The organism is Flavobacterium araucananum, from assembly GCF_002222055.1.
Classification (GTDB): Bacteria; Bacteroidota; Bacteroidia; order Flavobacteriales; family Flavobacteriaceae; genus Flavobacterium; species Flavobacterium araucananum.
This window is the reverse complement of record NZ_MUGS01000002.1, coordinates 285425-305653: the sequence shown is the minus strand read 5'-3', so window position 1 is coordinate 305653 and position 20229 is coordinate 285425. Positions and strand designations below refer to the sequence as shown.

Below are 20229 nucleotides of genomic sequence, written 5' to 3'. Positions count from 1 at the left end.
ATTATTTATTTAAGGTTTAAAGTTTTAGATTATAAATTTTCTTTGATAAAGTTAGTCATTTTATTATAAAGCTGAATTCTGGTTTTACCACCATAGATCCCGTGGTTTTTATCCGGATAAATCTGAGAATCAAATTGTTTATTTGCCTGAATCAAAGCTTCCATCATTTGCATCGAATTTTGTACATGAACATTATCATCTCCGGAACCATGAATCAATAAAAATTTTCCTTTTAATTTATCAACGTGATTTATTGGAGAGTTTTGATCGTATCCGCTCGCATTTTCCTGCGGAGTTTGCATGTATCTTTCTGTATAAACGCTGTCATAAAAACGCCAGTTGGTTACCGGAGCAACAGCAATTGCCATTTTAAACACGTCATTACCCTGAAAAATACAGTTCGAAGCCATAAAACCACCATAACTCCAACCAAAGATTCCAATTCTCGAAGCATCAACATAAGGATAAGCGCCAATAACTTTGGCTGCATCTATTTGATCCTGTACTTCGTATTTTCCTAATTCTTTTTGAGTAACTTTTTTAAAATCAGCACCTTTAAAACCAGTTCCTCTACCATCTACACAAGCCACAATATAACCTTGTTGTGTAAGTGAAGCAAACCAATAATCATCATTGTTATTCCAGTCGTTATTAACTTGCTGAGATCCCGGTCCGGAATATTGGTACATAAAAACCGGATATTTTTTTGAAGGATCAAAATCTTTTGGCTTTAAGATCCATGCATTTAGTTCGTTGCCTCTTGCTGTTTTTAAAACAAAAAATTCTTTTGCAGGCAGATTATAATTTTTTAACTGGGTTGCAAGCTCCTGATTATTTTCGATAACCTGAATCTCTTTGCCTGTTTTTGACTCATTTAGAGTATAGGTCGTAGGCTGAGTTGCACTTGAAAAAGTATTAATAAAAAACTGAAAGTTAGGGCTAAAAGTTGCCGCATTTGTTCCTGTATTTTTGGACAGACGCACTTTGTTTTTTCCGTCTAAAGCGATGCGGTAAATATCTCTGTTGATCGAACCATTTTCTGTAGACTGATAGAAAATAGTTTTTGTTTTTTCGTCGAAACCGTAGTAAGACACTACTTCCCAGTTTCCTTTTGTAACCTGGTTTTTAAGTTTTCCGGTTTTATCATATACATAAATATGATTGAAACCGTCTTTTTCGCTTGTCCAGATAAAGCTATTATCTTTTAAGAAAGTCAGATTGTCTGTAACATCAACGTAAGCTTTATCTTTTTCGTTCAGAACTACTTTTGCCGTAGCAGTCGTTCCGTCAACAAATAATAAATCAAGATTGTCCTGGTGGCGGTTTAAAACCTGTGCAGATAATATGTTGTTATCGTTTGTCCATTGTAATCTGGCAATATAAAAGTCATTATAATTACCTAATTCAACTTTTTTTGTGGCATTGCCCGCCACATCATATATATGTAGTGAAACTTCTGAGTTTTTTTCTCCTGCTTTAGGATATTTAAAAGTTTCAATTGTTGGATACAGATCTTTATTAAACATGGACATCGAAAACTCAGGAACCTGGCTTTCGTCAAAACGAATATAGGCTAATTTTTTACTGTCTTTACTCCAGTCAAAAGCCCGGACAAAAGCAAATTCTTCTTCATAAACCCAATCCGTAATACCGTTGATAATTGCGTTTTTCTTCCCGTCGGTTGTAATTGCTGTAGATTTTGCCGAAGCTACATCATATACGTACAGATTATTTTCTCTCGCATAAGCAATTTTAGTTCCGTCAGGCGAAAAAGTAGGTTCTTGTATTTGAAAATTAAAAAGCTTCGTTAAGGACTTAGAAGTTATATCGTACAAAAAGTAATCTGCCGTAAACGAGTGGCGAAAAATTTTATTGGAGTTGCATGCGATTAAAATCTTTTTTTCTGAGGCATCAAAAGTATAACTATCAATCCCTTCAGCAAGAGCTGCATGGTTTTTAGTATCAATTAAATTAGATACTTTTTTTAGGGTTGCAAAATCGTACAAATCGATCTGCATGCTCCTACTTGCCTGATCTACATTTAAAACAGTATATTGATCTGTATTTTTTAATGACTGTAATTCATCCATTCCCTTTGCGCGAAATGTTCCGCTATAAATGCTCTCGACAGTAATTTTTTGTTGCCCAAAAACGGAGGCGACCAAAAACAAAAGTATTACAGTAATTTTACTAGTATTCATTAGAATTATTTTAAATATAAAAAAGAGACCAATTTTAGTAAAAAAAATGAACATAATACACATTTCAACTGTTAAATGTTAAAAAAAATAACGTTTGCGTACTTTTCAAATTTCAAATCACTTGCAAACAAAACCCTTAAAATGGTATCTTTGTAACAACTTTATTATTTAAAATACTGAGAATGAACAACGCTGTTGCCGGATTTTCTAAATTATCCAAAAAAGAAAAAATAAACTGGATTGCCAATACTTATTTTTCAAAGCCCGAAGAAGCCCTTACTATTATAAGAAATTACTGGAATTCAGACGAAAAGCTACAACAATTGCATGATGAGTTCATCGAAAACACTATTACAAACCTATATATACCGCTTGGGGTTGCACCAAATTTTTTGATCAACGGACAGTATAAAACTATCCCAATGGCAATTGAGGAAAGCTCAGTAGTCGCTGCTGCATCAAAAGCAGCAAAATACTGGTCGACGCGAGGTGGTTTTAAAGCCACTGTTATTGATACTGAAAAAATTGGTCAGGTTCATTTTATTTTCAATGGTGATACAGAAAAGCTAGAATCATTCTTTGATCAGATAAAACCTAAATTTTTCTCTGAAACCCAAAGCATTACTAAAAACATGCAACAACGTGGTGGAGGAATTTTAGATATTAAACTAAAAGACAAAAGAAGTTTGCTCGAAAATTATTTTCAGCTTCATGCTACTTTCGAAACAAAAGATAGCATGGGAGCCAATTTCATCAACTCATGCCTGGAGCAATTTGCCACAACTTTGAAAGATGAATTTCAACATTCTGATTTATTTTCTGAAGATGACACATTAAAGGTTGTTATGAGTATTTTGTCTAATTACGTACCACATTGTGTTGTAAGAGCCGAAGTTTCTTGTGCTATTGAAGATTTGAGCGAAAAACACATTCCAAATCCACAAGAATTTGCCGAGCGTTTTTTGCAAGCGGTTCAAATTGCCGAAGTTGAACCTTTTAGAGCTGTAACACACAATAAAGGAATCATGAACGGTGTTGACGCTGTAATTCTGGCTACCGGAAATGATTTTAGGGCTGTCGAGGCTGGAGTTCATGCTTATGCATCGAGAAACGGTCAATATTCGAGTTTATCGCATGCCAAAATCGAGAACGGAATCTTTACATTCTGGCTTGAAATTCCGTTGGCTTTAGGAACCGTTGGCGGATTAACATCCTTACATCCTCTGGTAAAATTATGTTTTGAAATACTCGAAAAACCATCTGCAAAAGAATTAATGCAAATTGTTGCGGTTGCAGGTTTGGCACAAAATTTTGCGGCTTTACGTTCTTTAACTACAACAGGAATTCAGGAAGGCCACATGAAAATGCATTTAAACAACATCATCAATCAATTTGAAGCCAGCGAAGAAGAACGTCGTTTAATAAAAAGTCATTTCAAGAAAAATACTGTCTCACATAGTGCCGTAGTTGAGTTTATTGAGAGTTTAAGAAAATAAAGAATGAAAACAACCTTTTACAGTAACGGGAAACTTCTCATTACGGGCGAATATTTAGTTTTAGATGGAGCCAGAGCTTTTGCATTACCTACCAAATTTGGACAAAATTTAATTGTTGAAAATGGTTCAAACAACGAAATTCAATGGAAAAGCTACAATTTTGATGCACAATTATGGTACGAAGACACTATTTCTTTTGCTGAAATTATAAGCAATACAGACCTAAAGATCGAAACCGTAAAAACGACTTTAATCAACATTTTGCATGAAGCTTATTTATTAAATCCCGATTTTATCAATAATTATGAGGGATATAAAATCAGCACGCATCTTACGTTTCCAAAAAACTGGGGTCTGGGCACCTCTTCTACTTTATTAAACAACATTGCTCAGTGGACACAGATTGATGCTTTTACATTGCTTAAAAACAGTTTTGGAGGAAGTGGTTATGATATTGCCTGCGCACAAAATGACACTCCAATTGTATATCGATTAGAGCAGAATTTGCCTGTGGTAGAAAAGGTCGACTTTGATCCCGATTTTACAAATAACATCTATTTTGTTTACCTGAATAAAAAGCAAAATAGCAAGGCAGCTATTACTGCTTACTATGCGAACAAAAATCAAAGCTTAGCTCAAAATATAAACGCTAACAACAAAATTACCGATGCTGTTATAAAGGCACAAACGCTTAAAGAATTTACTTTTTCTATAGAAAAACATGAAATTCATTTAAGTAGTATTTTAGAAATACAAACTATAAAAGAAGTTGCTTTTCCGGATTTCAACGGGGTCATTAAAAGTCTTGGCGCCTGGGGTGGCGATTTTGTAATGGCAATTTCAAAAGAAAATCCTACTGCCTATTTTGTTTCAAAAGGATATGAAACTATACTGCCTTACGAGGAGATGATTTTACTAAAATAAGTATGCATTACATTTGCAATACTTTACAGGCAAGAAAGATAAACTAAAAGTTTTACCTTATTATTAAGATGTTTTTTCAAGGTGTCGAATTTTTAGGGTTTCGAGCTCATTCGATTCGATCAGGGTATTATGCAAACGTTCAGCCATTTTTTCGATGCTGTTGTTAATAGAGTCATACACAAGTTCCATCCGGCGGTGTTTCTCTTCTTTTACCGCTTTTAGAACATCTTCTACAAAGGTTTTCTCATATTTTTCAGCAACTGAATCCCGAGTATTGGTAAGTCTGATCACATGATCGTTGCTCATGATGGTAACTTTAAAATGTTGCTCTTCGTTACTTAAATAGTACTTTCCTGCCAGTTCATCACTATTGATGTCGGTACTACTAAGTTTTAAAAGCTCGGTAATTATTCCAAAAATATGGTTCTCAATTTTAGAATATACTCTGGGCCTTCTTCTCAACAAATTAAACATAAATATTACATGCTTGATTACTACCGTACTTACTCATCGATTTTTGTAATTTTATTTGACAATTTCTAAATCAACAAAACTTTACTAAAATAAAAATTCGAGCAAATTAACTGTAATTATCTGAATATCACAAACTTTTCAATAATATTTCTATTATTCCTATATAACTTAAGAAAATAGCGTGATTATTATTACAAAAAACAATTGTGAGATTTGTATAAAATAAGAAAAACCCGAAACATTCTTAAGAACGTTTCGGGTTTTTTATATTGAAATCTTTATCTACTAAAAACTAGTAGTTAAATTGTAATCTGTTGTCTTCAATTTTAGCATTGCTTTTTAAAGCTGGCAAAATTCTGCTTGCATCAGATGCGGTTTGCGCTTTTACTTTAGCAACATATTCTGCGTGGTTAGCAATTGCAGGTGCTTTTACAGTACTAATGTTTTTTACAACATAAACTCCTGTATTCCCTTCAATTGGAGCCGAAATTTTATTTGCAGTCAATGCAAATGCATTACCAACAACTTTAGGCTCTTGCCCAACTCCACCAGGTAAAACCGGATTATCCATAGTTACGTTTGCAGCTTGTTGAACGGCTACACCAGCACTTTTAGCAACAGCTTCAATAGTAGAACCTGTCATTTTAGCTTTTAAAAGTTCTGCTTTTTTCTTGTTTTTCAAGATTGACTCAACATAAGGTCTTGCCAATGTTACAGATACTAAACCTGATTTGTTTTCGCTTTTGTATTGAGCAATTACGTGACCAATATTAGCGATTTCAAAACGTTTTACATCTCCAACATTTGTTTCTTTATCATAAGCCCATCTTACAATGTTACGTTGGTTTCCTAGAGGACCAAACGCTTCATCCATAGCTTTTGCTGTTACAGGAGGAGCCACTTTTAAACCTAACTCTTTTGCTGTAGCATTAAAATCTTTATCGGCAGCATCCATTTCAAATTTAGTTGCCAATGTAAATACTTTATCAGAAGTAGCTTCAGAAGGCTCAATTTTTTGAGCAATTGTAGCTAAACGAATTCCGTCTTGTTTATCTGTAATTTTGATAATGTGAAATCCAAAAGGAGTTTCTACTAAACCAACTTTACCAATTGGGTTATTGAATACAAAATCATTGAATGGTTTTACCATTTGGTTTTGACCAAAATATCCTAAATCACCACCTTGTTGTGCAGATGAATCATCAGAACTTGTAAAAGCCAACATCATGAAACTATCCGGATTTGCCTGAACCTGAGCCAGAATTTCTTCGGCTTTAGCTTTAGCTTCTTCTTTCGTTCTTTTTTCTTTTTGGTTTGGAGTTTGAGATCCTTGATAACCAATTAAGATATGACTTGCTTTTGCATTAACACCAGCTTTAAATCCTAAAGATTTAGAAACAGCATAGTATCTTCCAAAAACGTAAGGTCCGTAAATTGATCCGGCTGGCAGACTAAACAATTTATCAGCATCAACAGCTGGTAAAGAATTTTTGGCTACATAAGTAGAATCGTAAGGAACATCAGAGTTTGAGTTTACAAATTCAGCAATGTTAGTTGCGTTTCTAAAACCTGGCAAAGTATCGTTTTTACCTGTTTTTGCGTTATACTCTACTCTACCGTTTAATAAAGCAGTGATTTTAGCTTTAATTTCAGCTTCATCTTCTTTAGAAGCTTTGTCTTCTACTAAAACGTATTGAATTTCACGAGTTGCATCTGCTTTGAATTTTTTCTCGTTTTTCTTCATATAATCTACAATCTCTGAATCAGAAATTTTTACTTCACTATCTTTAATAGAAGAATATAATGCAGCAGCATAAGCAAAGTTTACTTTGTTAGCTTCCATTTCGTATTTCAATTTCCCTTCACTAGCTGTAGTGTAAAGACCTGATTTTACTAATGTATTGTAGATTTGAAATTTTGCGTTTAATTCAGCATCTTTTTCTTTTTCAGAAATATATTGTGCCGCTTCCGGATTTGTTTTAAAGTACTCTTTAAATTTTACTACGTCAAAACCACCAGCCGCGTTTAAGAACATTGGATTTTTACCAATATTTGGATCTGATTTTAAAACTTCAAGAAGGTGTTTTTCACCAACTCTTAATCCTAATTTATCAAATTGCGCTGATAATAATGCGATCGAAACTTCTTGATCCCAAACTCTGTTTGCAGCTTCAGTGGAAGTAATTCCTTGACCACTTTTTTCAACATTACTAACTTTAACTCTAAAGTCTTCAAATGAAATATCTTTTCCGTCAATGCTTCCCACATCTTTCGAACTTTGACCGAAACTTCCTCTGGTGAAAAGATCTTGTATTATAAATGCAAATAATGCAAGTGCAATAACTCCTATCAATAAAGCGGAACGCTGTCTAATTTTTGCTAAAACTGCCATTTTTATTATCGTTAATTTTATATTCAGTTTGCGAAAATACAATTATCTAGTTAATAACAATACAACTAGCGTTTTATTTTACACAATTTTTTTTATTAATTTAAAAAATCACTCTTTTATTGTCAATTTAACCAATTCTATTTTCTTATTTGTGGCTTCTTCAATGACAAAATGATACCTGTTTATTGCTATTTCATCGCCTTTTTGAGGTATTTCTTTTGTAGAATTCACAATAAAACCGCCTAATGTCCCGTAAGAATCTTCTTCAGGAATCGCAAGTTTATAAGTTTCGTTTAAATATTCGACATCTAATCGGGTCGAAAATAAATATTTACCCTCTCCTAATTCCTGCTCAATTAATTCTTCATCGAGATCATGCTCGTCTTCAATCTCGCCAAAAAGTTCTTCGACTATATCTTCGATGGTAATTATTCCTGAAGTCCCTCCGTATTCATCTAAAACGACAGCTACATTTTTACGCTTTTTTATCAACAAATTAAGGGCGTCTTTTATCAAAATGGTTTCCGGAACAAACTCAACAGTCATTAAAACTGATTTTATTGTTTTTGGCTTTTTAAACAAATCAAACGAATGAACGTAACCCACAATATCATCAAGCGAGTTTTGACTTACTACTATTTTAGAATAACCTGTTTCTACAAACAAATCTTTTAGATCTGTAATACTATCAAACAAATCTATATCGACTATTTCTGTACGAGGTGTCATAATATCACGCGCTTTTACACCTGAAAACTCTAATGCATTCTGGAAAATCTGAATTTCAGAATCTACTTCTTCATCATCTTCAACAGAATTCATTTGCTCTGTAATGTAATTTCCGAGTTCTATTTTACTAAAATACAACTGCACCTGATCGCCTTCTGTTTTGAAAAATTTTCGCAAAACAAAATCCGAAATCCAGATAAAAAAAGTAGAGATGTAATAGAACAACCTGTAGAACAGATACGCCGGAATTGCAAAAATTTTAATTAATGAATTGGCATAAATCTGAAAGAAAACTTTGGGAAAAAACTCTGCTGTTATTAAAACTATAAAAGTCGAAATAATAGTTTGCACCAATAAACTGGTCAGATTAGAAAAATGAAATCCTAAATCGACAATGCATTTTAGAATTAAATCTCCCATAAAAAAACCATAAACTACCAATGCTACATTATTACCAATAAGCATTGCCGCAATAAACTTAGAAGGATTCTGAGTAAGTTTGGTTAAAATTTGTGATAAAAAATTATCTTGCTTTTTCTCTATTTCAAGATAAATTTTATTCGAGGAAATAAAAGCTATTTCCATTCCTGAAAAAAAGGCTGATAGTATTAAACATAGTATTATAATACTAATTTCCATTTTTATTGTTTTTTATAATGGTCATCAAATTTCTTGGCATATTTTCTCCTGAAAAAAAACATAAAAACACTCACTCCTGCAACTATAAAGCTCAACCACGGATTTTCATTTTCATTTGCCGAAATTAGCTTCATCACTCCATCATAAATGAAAGCAGCTGCTATTAATAAATAAAGATACTGTGTATATTTTAAAATGCCCATAATTATAATTTTTCTTCTGATTCTATCTCACCGCTTACACGTTGCGAATTAATCACTTTAAAATCTTTACTAAAATCAATTCCCTGTCCGTAAGAAACGCCTTTTGCATCTGTAAGCTTGAACTTTCTCTCGGTATAAAACCATTCATTTTTCTGATCAAAATACAATTGCTCCGTCTCCAGCATCTGCCCTGTTTCTGAGGTAATTTTTACCTTTCCCTGCAAGTCTATTATACTGGTTGGCTTATACGAAACCGCATAATTTGATACTATAAATGTACGTTTTTGTTTTTTATCGTATAAGGTAACATCAATTCCTTTTGGAAACTCTGTAAATGGAAAATCCAGATTAGAATAATCCAACATTTTTGGACTTTTTAAAACGCCGGTTATAAGCCCGGAATCTGTATATTTTATATTAACAGTGTCTGCATCACTTCCCGGAACAAACTCTGAGAAGTTAATTTTTTGAACATCTTTAAAATTACTTTCGCATCCAAAAAACAGTGTCACAGCAAAAACTGTGACAACGGCTATAATATATCTCTTTGGTAAATTCATTTGCCAAATGTAGTAAATTGTATGGGCTTAAAAAAGCACAAAAGTTAATCCTTAATTGAATTTACTTTTCACGAACCATCTGTCATTAAAAGAGAAACTCAAACTAAAGTTTATGTAATTCTCCTGAACCAGACTGGCAGTTGTTGTTCCTCTTTTTCCAAATTCCAAACCTACGTTTACATTCGAAAAAGATCCGTTACCCAAAGGGATTCCTGCTCCTAGGCTCATTCCAACATCATTGATTGATTGATTATTAACAATCAAACCCAATTTTTCATATTTTAAACCTGCTCTATAAGTAATTCTGCTTAAATAGCTGGTAAAAGAAGCATAGTTAGGGATAAAATAACCTCCTACTGCATATTTCTGATACTTTTCATAACGCACATTATCTGCTGCATTGTAATAATTTGCAAGCTGTCCGTTACCCTGAAAAGCAACTGTAGTACCTACCAACCATTTTCTTGCCTCTCCGATACCGGCACCAAATGTTACTTTATTTGGCAGTTTAAGATTATCTTCATGCGCAGGAACTGCATAAGGATCCGGATCGCCGTCTACATCAATAACCCTGGTACTATTAGAGTTTAAGGTACTCGCAAAAGTATAACTCAAACTGGTAAACAAGCTTAATTTTTTATCGATTTTTGTTTGATACATCGTACCAATATTAAAACTAACACCAGACAACTCAGATGCGTTTGTTTCTCTGGTTGCATTTTGAACTCCTGTAACAAGCTCTACACTTGTGGTGGTAATTTTACCAAAATTATATTGTGCATCAGCTCCAACAGTCCAGTGTTTTTTAATTTTATACCCTAAACCCAAAAATACTTTATTAACTCCTCCTTTTCCCTGAAGTTGTGTACTTGTTGCTCCTTCTGTTGCTGTATTGTCATTTTGAATTTTATACCCAACAGAAGATACAGGAACCAAACCAAAGGCTGCCCCAAATTTTCCCATGGGAATTCCTACTGCTAAATAATCAAAAGTTGAGCGTTGCACTTTTGCAGACTGCTCGCTGGTTTTTTGTGTTGCGCTTCCAAAAGTTCCTCCAACTGTAAAAGTCGTTTGTCCCAAACTGGCATAACTCGCTGGATTTTCAATGTTTAAATGTATACTGTCCTGCTCTACCGAAACTCCTGCCATAGACCTATTTTCAAGAGTTCCTTTAAATCTTACATCCCCAATTCCGAAAAAAGAATAAGGAGAAGCAGTACCCTGTTGAGCAAATGAAACGAACGAGATAAGCAAACAAGCGCTTACTATAATTTTTTTAATCATTGTCGATTTTATATTGAAATGTTTGGTTCAAACTCTCTAAAAGGAAATTTGAATTGGCAAATATGGTATTTTTTAATCGTTTAGCCAAAAAATCTGCATCTCCTCCCGTTAAAATTATTATAAAATTTGAAAAGTTTGCTCGATATTCATCGATAAAACCATCAATCTCATAGACGAACCCATTTACAACTCCGGAATGAATGGCTTGCGAAGTCGAGTTTCCTATATACTGTTCCGGGGTTTCAAAAGTCAGCAAAGGCAGTCTGGCCGTATAGTTATGCAATGCTTCGTAACGCAATCTTAAGCCCGGAGATATGGCTCCGCCCAAATAATTGTCGTTTTCGTCGATGAAATCATAGGTAATACATGTACCCGCATCAATCACCAATCGGTTTTGTTTCGGAAACTGCAAAGTTGCTCCGGAAGCCAAAACCATCCTGTCTATTCCTAATGTTTTGGGTGTCGCATATTTATTTATAAACGGAAAAACATCTTCATGCGTTAAAAAATGAACGTTTAATTCTTTTTCGAAAGCCAAAAAAGATTGTTTTTCTATTTTTCCAACAGATGCGACAACCAAATCAGAGCAGTTTTGGAATTTTTTTAAAATTTTTTGAATTTTTTCTTCAAACTCATTTTTCTCAAAAATATAATTTTCAAGAACAGTATCGCCCTCAAATACAGCTGCTTTAATTCTGGTATTACCAACATCGACGGTTAAAATCATGTTTACTTTTTTACAACTGCAAAGATACGAATTGATTTTTTTTAAAAAATGTTTTGGATAAACGAAAAATGATTCTATCTTTGCACCCGCAATCAGCACGGTGCCTTAGCTCAGATGGTAGAGCAATGGACTGAAAATCCATGTGTCCCTGGTTCGATCCCTGGAGGCACCACCAAAACCCGAATAGCAATATTCGGGTTTTTTGTTTTTAATACTTTCCTAAAGAATATTGGATCAACACGAAAACTTGTAAAGCATCAAAAATTAAGTGTAAATATTGGTTAGTCTAAAAGAAAAAACGCTACATTTCTATCCTTGTTCTAGCATCGCTGCATCTTTTTGAATATCTATTCTCGCTTGCCTTTACCAACAGGCGCAACCATCATTGCCTTGCCACACAATCCTGCCAGGTGCCTTTGCTACTTGATAAAAATTGATTTATACAAATATCTATTTATAATTATTTTCTTACTATACAACAATCCCTTTTTTTGCTACATTTGCGGTTCTTAAATCTTCACATTAAGAACAAAATAAAATTGCCCTTATGTTATGTAGTAAAGATCTGAAAGGACTTTGACGCCGTGAAGACGCGTAAGACTGCTAACGCATGAGGGTTTTTGTTCTTAAATCTTCACATTATGAGTACAAGCACCCTTTCAAAAGAAGCCGAAACAAGGCTAATGAATTTTTTTACGCAAACAATTGCACCAGAACGTATGGCAAAAGCACTTAGACAAGTAAATTTTGTGCTCGCTTTAAGCCTCGTCAGGGAAAACGAAACCCTGCAAGAAGAAATAATTAAATTAGAAAACAGCTTTTATTGGCTCAACGAATTGGCCGAAACCCTCAATCCTTATCTGGATGTGGAGTAATTTCTAATAGTCCTTTTTTACAAAAAACCTCAATTTTAATCGAGGTTTTTTCGGTTTTATAAATTAAAATATTCTTTTCATATAATATCTTTCGCCTTTTCAGGGCTTAAACATACATTATCCTTTTCGTTCATGGCGCTTTGCACCATTCTAGCGTCGAAACTCTTCTTGATCTGTTATTTTAACAAACTAATTTCTACTAAAAACCCACAAGTTAATAATTAAGTACTTTTTGTTAAAAAAGTATCAACTAAATAAACAAATATATTATATATTCGTAAAATGATACTTAATTATTTTATTTATTGCTAAAAATACAGAACGTTTTATGGGTAAAAATTCTACAAAAGGCATCTGGAAAGTAATTTCGGCCTCCTCAATGGGTACAATGATCGAATGGTATGATTTCTATATTTTTGGGAGTTTGGCAGTCGTAATTTCAACAAAATTCTTTCTGAGTGATAACCCTACAGCAGCATTTTTATCTACGTTGGCCACCTTTGCGGCAGGGTTTGTTGTTAGGCCCTTTGGCGCATTATTCTTTGGGAGACTTGGTGACATTATTGGTCGTAAATACACTTTTATGGCTACTTTATTATTAATGGGAGGCTCTACTTTTTTAATAGGCTGTATCCCCAGTTATGAAACTATAGGTTTTATGGCGCCTTTGTTAGTCTTAATTCTTCGTTTATTGCAAGGTCTTGCTCTTGGTGGCGAATACGGCGGTGCCGCCACTTATGTCGCAGAACATGCTCCGGTAGGCCAAAAAGGCTATTGGACCTCCTGGATTCAAACCACAGCTACAATTGGCTTATTTATATCTTTGATGGTAATTCTTGCCACAAAAAATGTTCTCTCGCCTACAGAATTTGATTCCTGGGGCTGGCGTGTTCCGTTTTGGGTTTCTATTGTTATGGTTGGCGTTTCGTATTTAATACGCAAAAACATGGATGAATCTCCTGTATTTGCCAAAGCAAAAAAAGAAGGAACCACGAGTACAAATCCGTTAAAAGAGAGTTTTGGCAATCGATATAACTTAAAATTTGTATTACTGGCATTATTTGGCGCTACAATGGGGCAAGGTGTTGTTTGGTACACCGGACAATTTTATGCTATGAGCTTCATGAAAACCGTCATGAATATTGATTCATCTCAGGTCGATGGCTTGTTGGGGATTGCATTATTGATTGGTACTCCGTTTTTTATTGTTTTTGGATGGTTGAGTGACAAGGTAGGACGAAAATATATTATGATGTTTGGCATGTTGCTGGCTATCTTATTCTACAGACCAATTTATAAGATGATGTACAACACAACAGATATAAATTATAAAACTGAAATTGTAGAAGAGAGAAATCAAACCATAGAAACTACAAAAAATAATGACACAATAACCTCTATATCAAAAACCTATACTGACGGAACTACGTATATCGAAAAGAAGACCACTTTTGCAAATAAAAAAGAATCTCAAAGCAGTATTTCGATCAATATAAATTCAGGCGACGAATGGACATTAATATTTTTAGTTTTCATTCAGGTTTTATTTGTTACAATGGTTTATGGGCCAATTGCAGCCTTTTTAGTAGAAATGTTTCCGGCAAAAATCAGGTATACATCAATGTCTCTGCCTTATCATGTGGGCAATGGTATTTTTGGAGGTTTATTACCCGCAATTTCAACCTATTTTGTAACTCATGCCAAAGAAGCCGGGGAACCGGAGTTTTATCTCGAAGGGCTTTGGTACCCCATTATTATAGCATCTGTATGCTTTGTAATAGGAATGATTTATATCGATAATAAAAACAAAACTAATCACCTTTAATATTTTTAACATGGATACGATCAAACAAATTTTAGGTGTTTTATGGGTTATACTAGCGGTTGCTGCGGCTTATTTTTGCGTTTTTGAATTTGGTTTACCTAAACTGCTTTCAGACAAACAAGACGATTTAGTCTTTGGGATCATTATCCTCTTTATTCTTACTCCGCTAATTGTTCTGGGACTGGGAACTTTTGGCTACTTTTCTGTAATTGGAGAATACAGCAACAAAAAGAAATAGTACAAAATTGAAAGGGCTGCCTCATTTAGAGACAGCCCTTTCGGATTACTAACAAAACCAAAATCTTTTACCCTGCGGGTTGATTTCTATAAAAAAGGCTACCTTTAAGATAGCCTTTTAAATTATCTACAATAAGAATTAATCTACTGTTATCGTTTTTGCAACGTTATCAATTTTAAAAACTCTAAGACCTGTTGGTCCTGTATACTTAAAGTTTTTATCTCCATCATTTGCATTTTCTAATTCTGAATCGATAGTATATCCTGCATCTGCATAATAAGTATAGTTATGACTATTGGTTGCACCCCAGTTACCACCACTTGTAAAATCATTTGCCAGAAACTCTCTAAATCCTTCTCCTGATTTTAGTACTAATGAAACCTTGTAGATCTTAGTCTCTCCGGCAACTAAAGGAAATTCAGTTTCGGCATCGCCATCCCAAGACCATCCTCCCGGAGTCGCTCCACCTACTAACCAATGAGAACTCGCTAAAGGAACATGATAAGGAGTTGCTTTGATGGTAAAAAAGTTAGAATATTGAGGAATCCCTGAAGCTCCTACAGCAGATTTAATACGAATATCAACACTGTTTACTGCTTTCTCGATAAAACCTCCGTTTACTAATGCCGAGTTTAATTCTTCTACTGTTACTTCTTGCGAAATAGCGGTAGTATTCATTAAAGTTATTGGATTAGCGAAACTAGTTCCTGCTTTTGCAATTTGAATGGTATAATTGACAATTGTTTGCTTTCCTGTATAAGTTGCTTTATTCCAGGTTACAGTAGTTGCAACATTTTTCTCTGTTTCTTTTGATAGCACAATGCTAAAATCAGATTTTGGTGTTAACAATACCGGAGCAGTTTCTGCCTCAATAACAGGCCTGTTGTCTACATCATCCGCATTACATGAAACCGCCAATACACCAATAAATGCGATTAAAATTTTATATATATTTTTCATTTTAATGTTTATAAGATGTTAGTATCCTGGATTTTGCTTTAAAGTTGGATTTGCCTGAATGTTTCTTGCAGGAATTGGCATCAAATCTCTAAATGACTCTGTAGCGTTACCATTTACAGAACCACCTTTCCATTGCCAGATTTTAGAACTTCCGGTAAATTTTCCAAAACGAATTAAATCTGTTCTTCTGTGGCATTCCCAGAATAATTCTCTTCCTCTTTCATCCAGGATAAAATCAAGTGTCAACTCTGGAAGTGTAATTGCTTGTGCATTTGCTCTGGCTCTAATTTTATTTATATATCCTAAAGCAGTTGTAAGGTTACCACTTGATGCACCTCTAAGAGTTGCTTCGGCATACATTAAATAAGCATCTGTTAATCTAAACATTGGGAAATCGATATCCGGGATATCATTTCTTTGTGCGTCAGAACCATCGGCATTTTTATTAATGTATTTTGTTACTGCATAACCATCTGTAAAAGTTCCAACATTATTAATATCTTTTGATTGACCATCTGTATAAAATGTCCCTCTGTTGTCTGCCGTTGCAGTTGCATCCGGGAAAAGATTTACAAACTCTCTGCGAGTTCTGATCCCTTGCCATCCACCATTCATACCTCTTGATGCAGCATCCATGCTACCACCAATAGAAGCGTGCATGATAAAACTCATTCCTCCACCAGTAGCTCTAATTGCATTACCATCGCCAATAATTGGGAAAATAAATTCAGACTGAGCACCATTTCTATTATTATCTGCAGAGAATAAGAAACGGTAAGGAACATTTGCAAACGTATATCCAGAAGCGGTAATGATTTCATTACACAATGTTGCAGCTTCGTTGTTTCTGTCTACACCTGTATATACTTTAGAATTTAAATAAATTTGTGCCAATAAAAATTTAGCCGCAGTTTTATCAACTCTACCATATTCGTTTGCTTTTGAAGCCACTAAACTATTGTCTAAGTCTTTCAATTCAGATTCTATAAAAGCAAAAACTTCTGCTCTTGATTTTTGTTCCGGATAGAAAAATCCAACAGGATCTTTTTCTGTTGTAATGGGCACATTTCCAAACAAATCCATTAAGTTATAATAAGAGAAAGCTCTTAAAAAACGAGCCTCGGCTCTAAAATTAGCGATATCAGCTTTTAAGTTTGCATCAACACCTCTTTCTGTTAATTTCTCATCTGTAGTTTGTCTTAAAAACTCATTTGCCACACTTATGTGATAAAATGCTCTTGAGAAAGTTCCTTCCAGAAATTCATTCGCCGGAGCCCATGTCTGAGCATTTAATGTTGGCAAAGTACCATCTGCCCATGCAATAATAGCCTCATCTGTTGTAAACTCCTGAGTTACAAAAAGCAATCTTAAGTAACTGCTAAAGTCACCACCAAGTCCTGCAATATCAGGGCTTTTTCCAGGTACAGCGGCATCACCATCACCATCATTACCACCAACGTACAAACCGGCGTATAATTTAGCCAATACTTCTTTGTATGATGCAGGATCTTTAAAAAAGGCCTCAGATAAAAACTCATCATCATCCTTAGGCGTCACGTTTAAATCGTCCGTACACGAAGTAAGCGTCATACTCAATCCTAAAACGAATAGGAAAAAATAAGATATATATTTAAATGATATTTTCATTTTGTTTGTTTTTAAATTTTTGATTTTCAGTCTACTATTAGAAATTCGCATTCACTCCAAACAAGAATGTTCTTGCTCTTGGATACACATTATTATCAATTCCGTTGAATTTCTCAGGATCCAATCCATTGTATTTCGTCAGAATTAAAACATTCTGAACACCAGCTGTAAATCTTAAAGAAGCACTTTTAATTATTGTTTTATCAAAAGTGTATCCAAGGGTAACGTTGTCTAATTTGATAAAAGAAGCATCCTTTACAAAATAATCAGACAAGTAACGTGATGTCCCGTTATCTTCAAAAGTAAAACCAGTATTATAGTAATCTGAACTTACGTTAGACAAATCTGTTTGTCTTCTTAATCCGGCGTCAGAATATCCTAAATTAGAACTTACGTTATCAAAAATATGATTTCCTAAACTTGCTCTCCAGTTCATTGTAAAATCAAACTTTTTGTAATTTAAAGTAGAGAACAACCCAAAAGTATAATCCGGTGCTGCTTTACCAGCTCTGTAACGGTCTCCCGCATCAATTTTTCCGTCTCCATTTCTGTCAGCATAAGCTCCTGCAATAGGTTTATGATTGCTATCGTACAATTGCTCGTATACAAAAAATGAATTTGGTGCATATCCTACTGAGTTGATAAGGATTTTATTTCCGTTTCCACCAGCGATATTATCTCCTGTCAAATATCCTTGAAAACCAGGAACCGTGATTCCTAACTCAGAAATATTCTGATCAATATAAGTTGTATTAAAAGCTACATTCCATGTCAGATTATCATTTTTAACAATATCAGAAGCAATACTAAATTCAACCCCTTTTGTTCTTACACTACCAATATTAAAGAAACCTTGATTTCTAAGATTTGCTCCATCAGGAACTGCAATATCTGCTAATAAATCTGTCGATTTTTTATCAAAATAGTTAATCGATCCTGTAATTCTGTCATTAAAAAATCCGTAATCGATACCAAGGTTACCCTCTGCCAATTCTTCCCATTTAATGTTTTCGTTATATCCCTCCGGTCTTGCTGTAGAATAAACAGTATTACCAAAAATATATTGAGAGTTAATAGTTCCTAAAGTTACCCTGCGTAAATAATCATACTGAGCAGAGATATCCTGTTGTCCTGTTGTACCGTATCCAACTCTTAATTTTAAAGTCGAAACCGTTTTGTTGTCTTTTAAGAAAGCTTCTTCAGATAAATTCCAGGCAAAAGCACCTCCTGCAAAATTACCCCATCTGTTGTCTTCAGAGAAACGGGATGTTCCGTCTCTTCTGTAATTTAAAGTCAATAAATATCTGCTATCGTACCCTAAATTTACACGACCAAAGAAAGATTGTAAGTTAACATCAGGATCTGTAGCAACATCTTCATTAGGATTTGGTTGTCTAACCTCTCCTGAAGAGTATTTTTCTTTTTGAAACAATTGGTAGTTATAACCTGCAGTTGCATCAATTTTAATTTTTCCTAAATCTTTGGTATAATTAAAATAAGCATTTAAGTTTTTATTTTGAAGCGCATCTGTATAGCTATTATAGTTTCCTAAGTTTACATAACCCGTATCACTAAATGCTTTTGGCTGATATCCTAAAGCACTTTGAGTACTTACCTCAGTATATCCGCTACTGTCAAATCGATCAATCCCAGCTTCTACAACTGCTCTTAAATCTTCAAAGAAATGAAGTTTATAATCTAATCTAATGTTACCCCATTTTCTGGTAGAAGTTGCTCTTCTGTCGTCCTGGTTTAATCTTGCCACAGGATTTCTTGACGGCAATAATGGTAAATTTCCGTTTGGTTCTAACCATTCGTAGTAACCTCCGTAACGAGAACCTGATTGATAAACCGGTTGTGTCGGGTCAAACCCAATAGCGCTTCCAATAACGGCAGCTTCGTCCTGAAATTGATTTTTACCGAAAGATAAATTTCCGCTAATGTCAATTTTTAAGTGATTATCAAACAAAACAGGATTTAACGATATCGATGTCGTAGTTCTTTCAAAAGAAGTGTTTCTTAGGATTCCAGGATTATCAACATTACCAACAGATAAACGAACCGGAACTTTATTAAACAAAGAACCACTTACAGAGATATTATTGTTAGTTGTCAGGGCTGTATGAAAAATTTCATCCTGCCAGTTTGTATTTGCATTTCCTAATAAAGCCTGTTGTGCCGGAGTACCTTTTGTCTTTACCAATTCACGAAATTGATCTGCACTCATTACATCAACCGTATTGGCTACAGTATTGATACCAATTTGAGAACTAAAATTAACTTTTACACCACCTTTAGAACCTTTTTTAGTAGTAATAACAATTACACCATTTGCAGCTCTTGATCCGTAGATTGCAGCAGCAGAAGCATCTTTAAGCACCGTAAAAGATTCAATATCATTAGGATCAATAGTAGACAAAATACTTGTTGCACCACTTGGAACCGCGTTGCTTAACGGAAGTCCGTCTAAAACGATTAATGGCTCATTTGAAGCATTCAAAGAAGATCCTCCACGAATTCTAATATCTGCTTTAGCCCCAGGAGCTCCACCTCCCGTTACATTTACACCAGCGATACGACCGCTGATTAAACTTTCAGGAGTTACGTTGATTCCTTTATTAAATTCTTTAGCCGAAATTTGAGATACAGAACCTGTTGCATCTTTTTTCTTAACAGTACCGTAACCTACTTGTACCACAACTTCTTTAAGTTGATTAGTATCTTCTTCTAAGGAAACACTTAATGTTTGTTGACCGTTAAAAGCTATAGTAGAGGTTTTGTATCCAATAAATGAAACTACAATTTTGTCTCCATTTTTTACATTAGATAACTGAAATTTACCGTCAAAATCAGTCGATGTTCCGCCCGGAGCACCTTGTATACTTACGTTTACTCCCGGGATTGGTTGCCCCGTTGCCTGATCGGCAACTGTTCCTTTTAAAGTACTTTGAGCCAGTACAGTAAATGGTAACAGTAAGAATAAAAATAACAACTTTTTGTAAATTGTTTTCATACTTTTTGTTTAAATTAGTTTGAGTTTTTGATTGTTAGTTGA

General features: G+C 34.4%; 16 protein-coding genes and 1 tRNA gene. 6 read left to right on the top strand and 11 right to left on the bottom strand.

Annotated features, from left to right (window positions below; translation table 11 throughout):
* Window positions 1-29: 29 nt before the first annotated feature.
* A complete protein-coding gene (locus tag B0A64_RS01645; RefSeq protein WP_089477796.1) occupies window positions 30-2201 on the bottom strand; it encodes a S9 family peptidase in 2172 nt (723 codons plus the stop codon).
* 182 nt (window positions 2202-2383) lie between these two features.
* Between B0A64_RS01645 and B0A64_RS01640 the strand changes: the two genes are divergently transcribed.
* Both B0A64_RS01640 and B0A64_RS01635 read left to right on the top strand, forming a co-directional pair.
* The gene (locus B0A64_RS01640; RefSeq protein ID WP_089477795.1) at window positions 2384-3697 is read left to right on the top strand and encodes a hydroxymethylglutaryl-CoA reductase, degradative; all 1314 of its coding nucleotides are present in this window, start codon (window positions 2384-2386) and stop codon (window positions 3695-3697) included.
* A gap of 3 nt (window positions 3698-3700) precedes the next feature.
* The gene (locus B0A64_RS01635) at window positions 3701-4621 is read left to right on the top strand and encodes a GYDIA family GHMP kinase (protein ID WP_089477794.1); all 921 of its coding nucleotides are present in this window, start codon (window positions 3701-3703) and stop codon (window positions 4619-4621) included.
* Window positions 4622-4684: 63 nt separating this feature from the next.
* Here B0A64_RS01635 and B0A64_RS01630 read toward each other — a convergent pair whose 3' ends face one another.
* From B0A64_RS01630 to B0A64_RS01600, 7 genes are all read right to left on the bottom strand, one after another.
* Window positions 4685-5095, bottom strand: coding sequence for a hypothetical protein (locus tag B0A64_RS01630; protein WP_089477793.1), 411 nt, complete (start codon window positions 5093-5095; stop codon window positions 4685-4687).
* 292 nt (window positions 5096-5387) lie between these two features.
* A complete protein-coding gene (locus tag B0A64_RS01625) occupies window positions 5388-7487 on the bottom strand; it encodes a peptidylprolyl isomerase (protein ID WP_089477792.1) in 2100 nt (699 codons plus the stop codon).
* 108 nt (window positions 7488-7595) lie between these two features.
* A complete protein-coding gene (locus B0A64_RS01620) occupies window positions 7596-8855 on the bottom strand; it encodes a hemolysin family protein (RefSeq protein WP_089477791.1) in 1260 nt (419 codons plus the stop codon).
* 2 nt (window positions 8856-8857) lie between these two features.
* Window positions 8858-9058: a hypothetical protein gene (locus B0A64_RS01615; protein ID WP_089477790.1), complete on the bottom strand. Its 201-nt coding sequence runs from the start codon at window positions 9056-9058 to the stop codon at window positions 8858-8860.
* Between the two features lie 2 nt (window positions 9059-9060).
* Entirely contained in the window at window positions 9061-9618 is a 558-nt protein-coding gene (lptC, locus tag B0A64_RS01610; RefSeq protein ID WP_089477789.1) for an LPS export ABC transporter periplasmic protein LptC, read from the bottom strand.
* Window positions 9619-9669: 51 nt separating this feature from the next.
* Complete coding sequence (locus tag B0A64_RS01605; protein WP_089477788.1) at window positions 9670-10902, bottom strand: hypothetical protein; 1233 nt, start codon at window positions 10900-10902, stop codon at window positions 9670-9672.
* Window positions 10895-11629, bottom strand: coding sequence for a type III pantothenate kinase (locus B0A64_RS01600; RefSeq protein ID WP_089477787.1), 735 nt, complete (start codon window positions 11627-11629; stop codon window positions 10895-10897). The genes B0A64_RS01605 and B0A64_RS01600 overlap by 8 nt, the downstream gene beginning before the upstream one ends.
* Window positions 11630-11728: 99 nt before the next feature.
* On the opposite strand from B0A64_RS01600, the gene B0A64_RS01595 reads away from it, so the two are divergent.
* From B0A64_RS01595 to B0A64_RS01580, 4 genes are all read left to right on the top strand, one after another.
* Window positions 11729-11804, top strand: a tRNA-Phe gene (locus B0A64_RS01595).
* A 466-nt stretch (window positions 11805-12270) separates the two neighbouring features.
* Window positions 12271-12504 carry a hypothetical protein gene (locus B0A64_RS01590; RefSeq protein WP_089477786.1) on the top strand — a complete coding sequence of 78 codons (234 nt, stop codon included), beginning with the start codon at window positions 12271-12273 and terminating at the stop codon, window positions 12502-12504.
* Between the two features lie 328 nt (window positions 12505-12832).
* Window positions 12833-14329: an MFS transporter gene (locus B0A64_RS01585; RefSeq protein ID WP_089477785.1), complete on the top strand. Its 1497-nt coding sequence runs from the start codon at window positions 12833-12835 to the stop codon at window positions 14327-14329.
* 10 nt (window positions 14330-14339) lie between these two features.
* Window positions 14340-14567 carry a DUF6814 family protein gene (locus B0A64_RS01580; RefSeq protein WP_089477784.1) on the top strand — a complete coding sequence of 76 codons (228 nt, stop codon included), beginning with the start codon at window positions 14340-14342 and terminating at the stop codon, window positions 14565-14567.
* A 138-nt stretch (window positions 14568-14705) separates the two neighbouring features.
* Here the strand turns inward: B0A64_RS01580 and B0A64_RS01575 are convergent, their stop codons facing one another.
* From B0A64_RS01575 to B0A64_RS01565, 3 genes are read right to left on the bottom strand one after another with little or no spacing between them, the layout of a single operon-like run.
* Window positions 14706-15527: a SusE domain-containing protein gene (locus B0A64_RS01575; protein ID WP_089477783.1), complete on the bottom strand. Its 822-nt coding sequence runs from the start codon at window positions 15525-15527 to the stop codon at window positions 14706-14708.
* Between the two features lie 18 nt (window positions 15528-15545).
* Entirely contained in the window at window positions 15546-17174 is a 1629-nt protein-coding gene (locus B0A64_RS01570) for a RagB/SusD family nutrient uptake outer membrane protein (protein ID WP_089477935.1), read from the bottom strand.
* 37 nt (window positions 17175-17211) lie between these two features.
* Entirely contained in the window at window positions 17212-20187 is a 2976-nt protein-coding gene (locus B0A64_RS01565) for a SusC/RagA family TonB-linked outer membrane protein (RefSeq protein ID WP_089477782.1), read from the bottom strand.
* Between the last annotated feature and the right edge of the window lie 42 nt (window positions 20188-20229).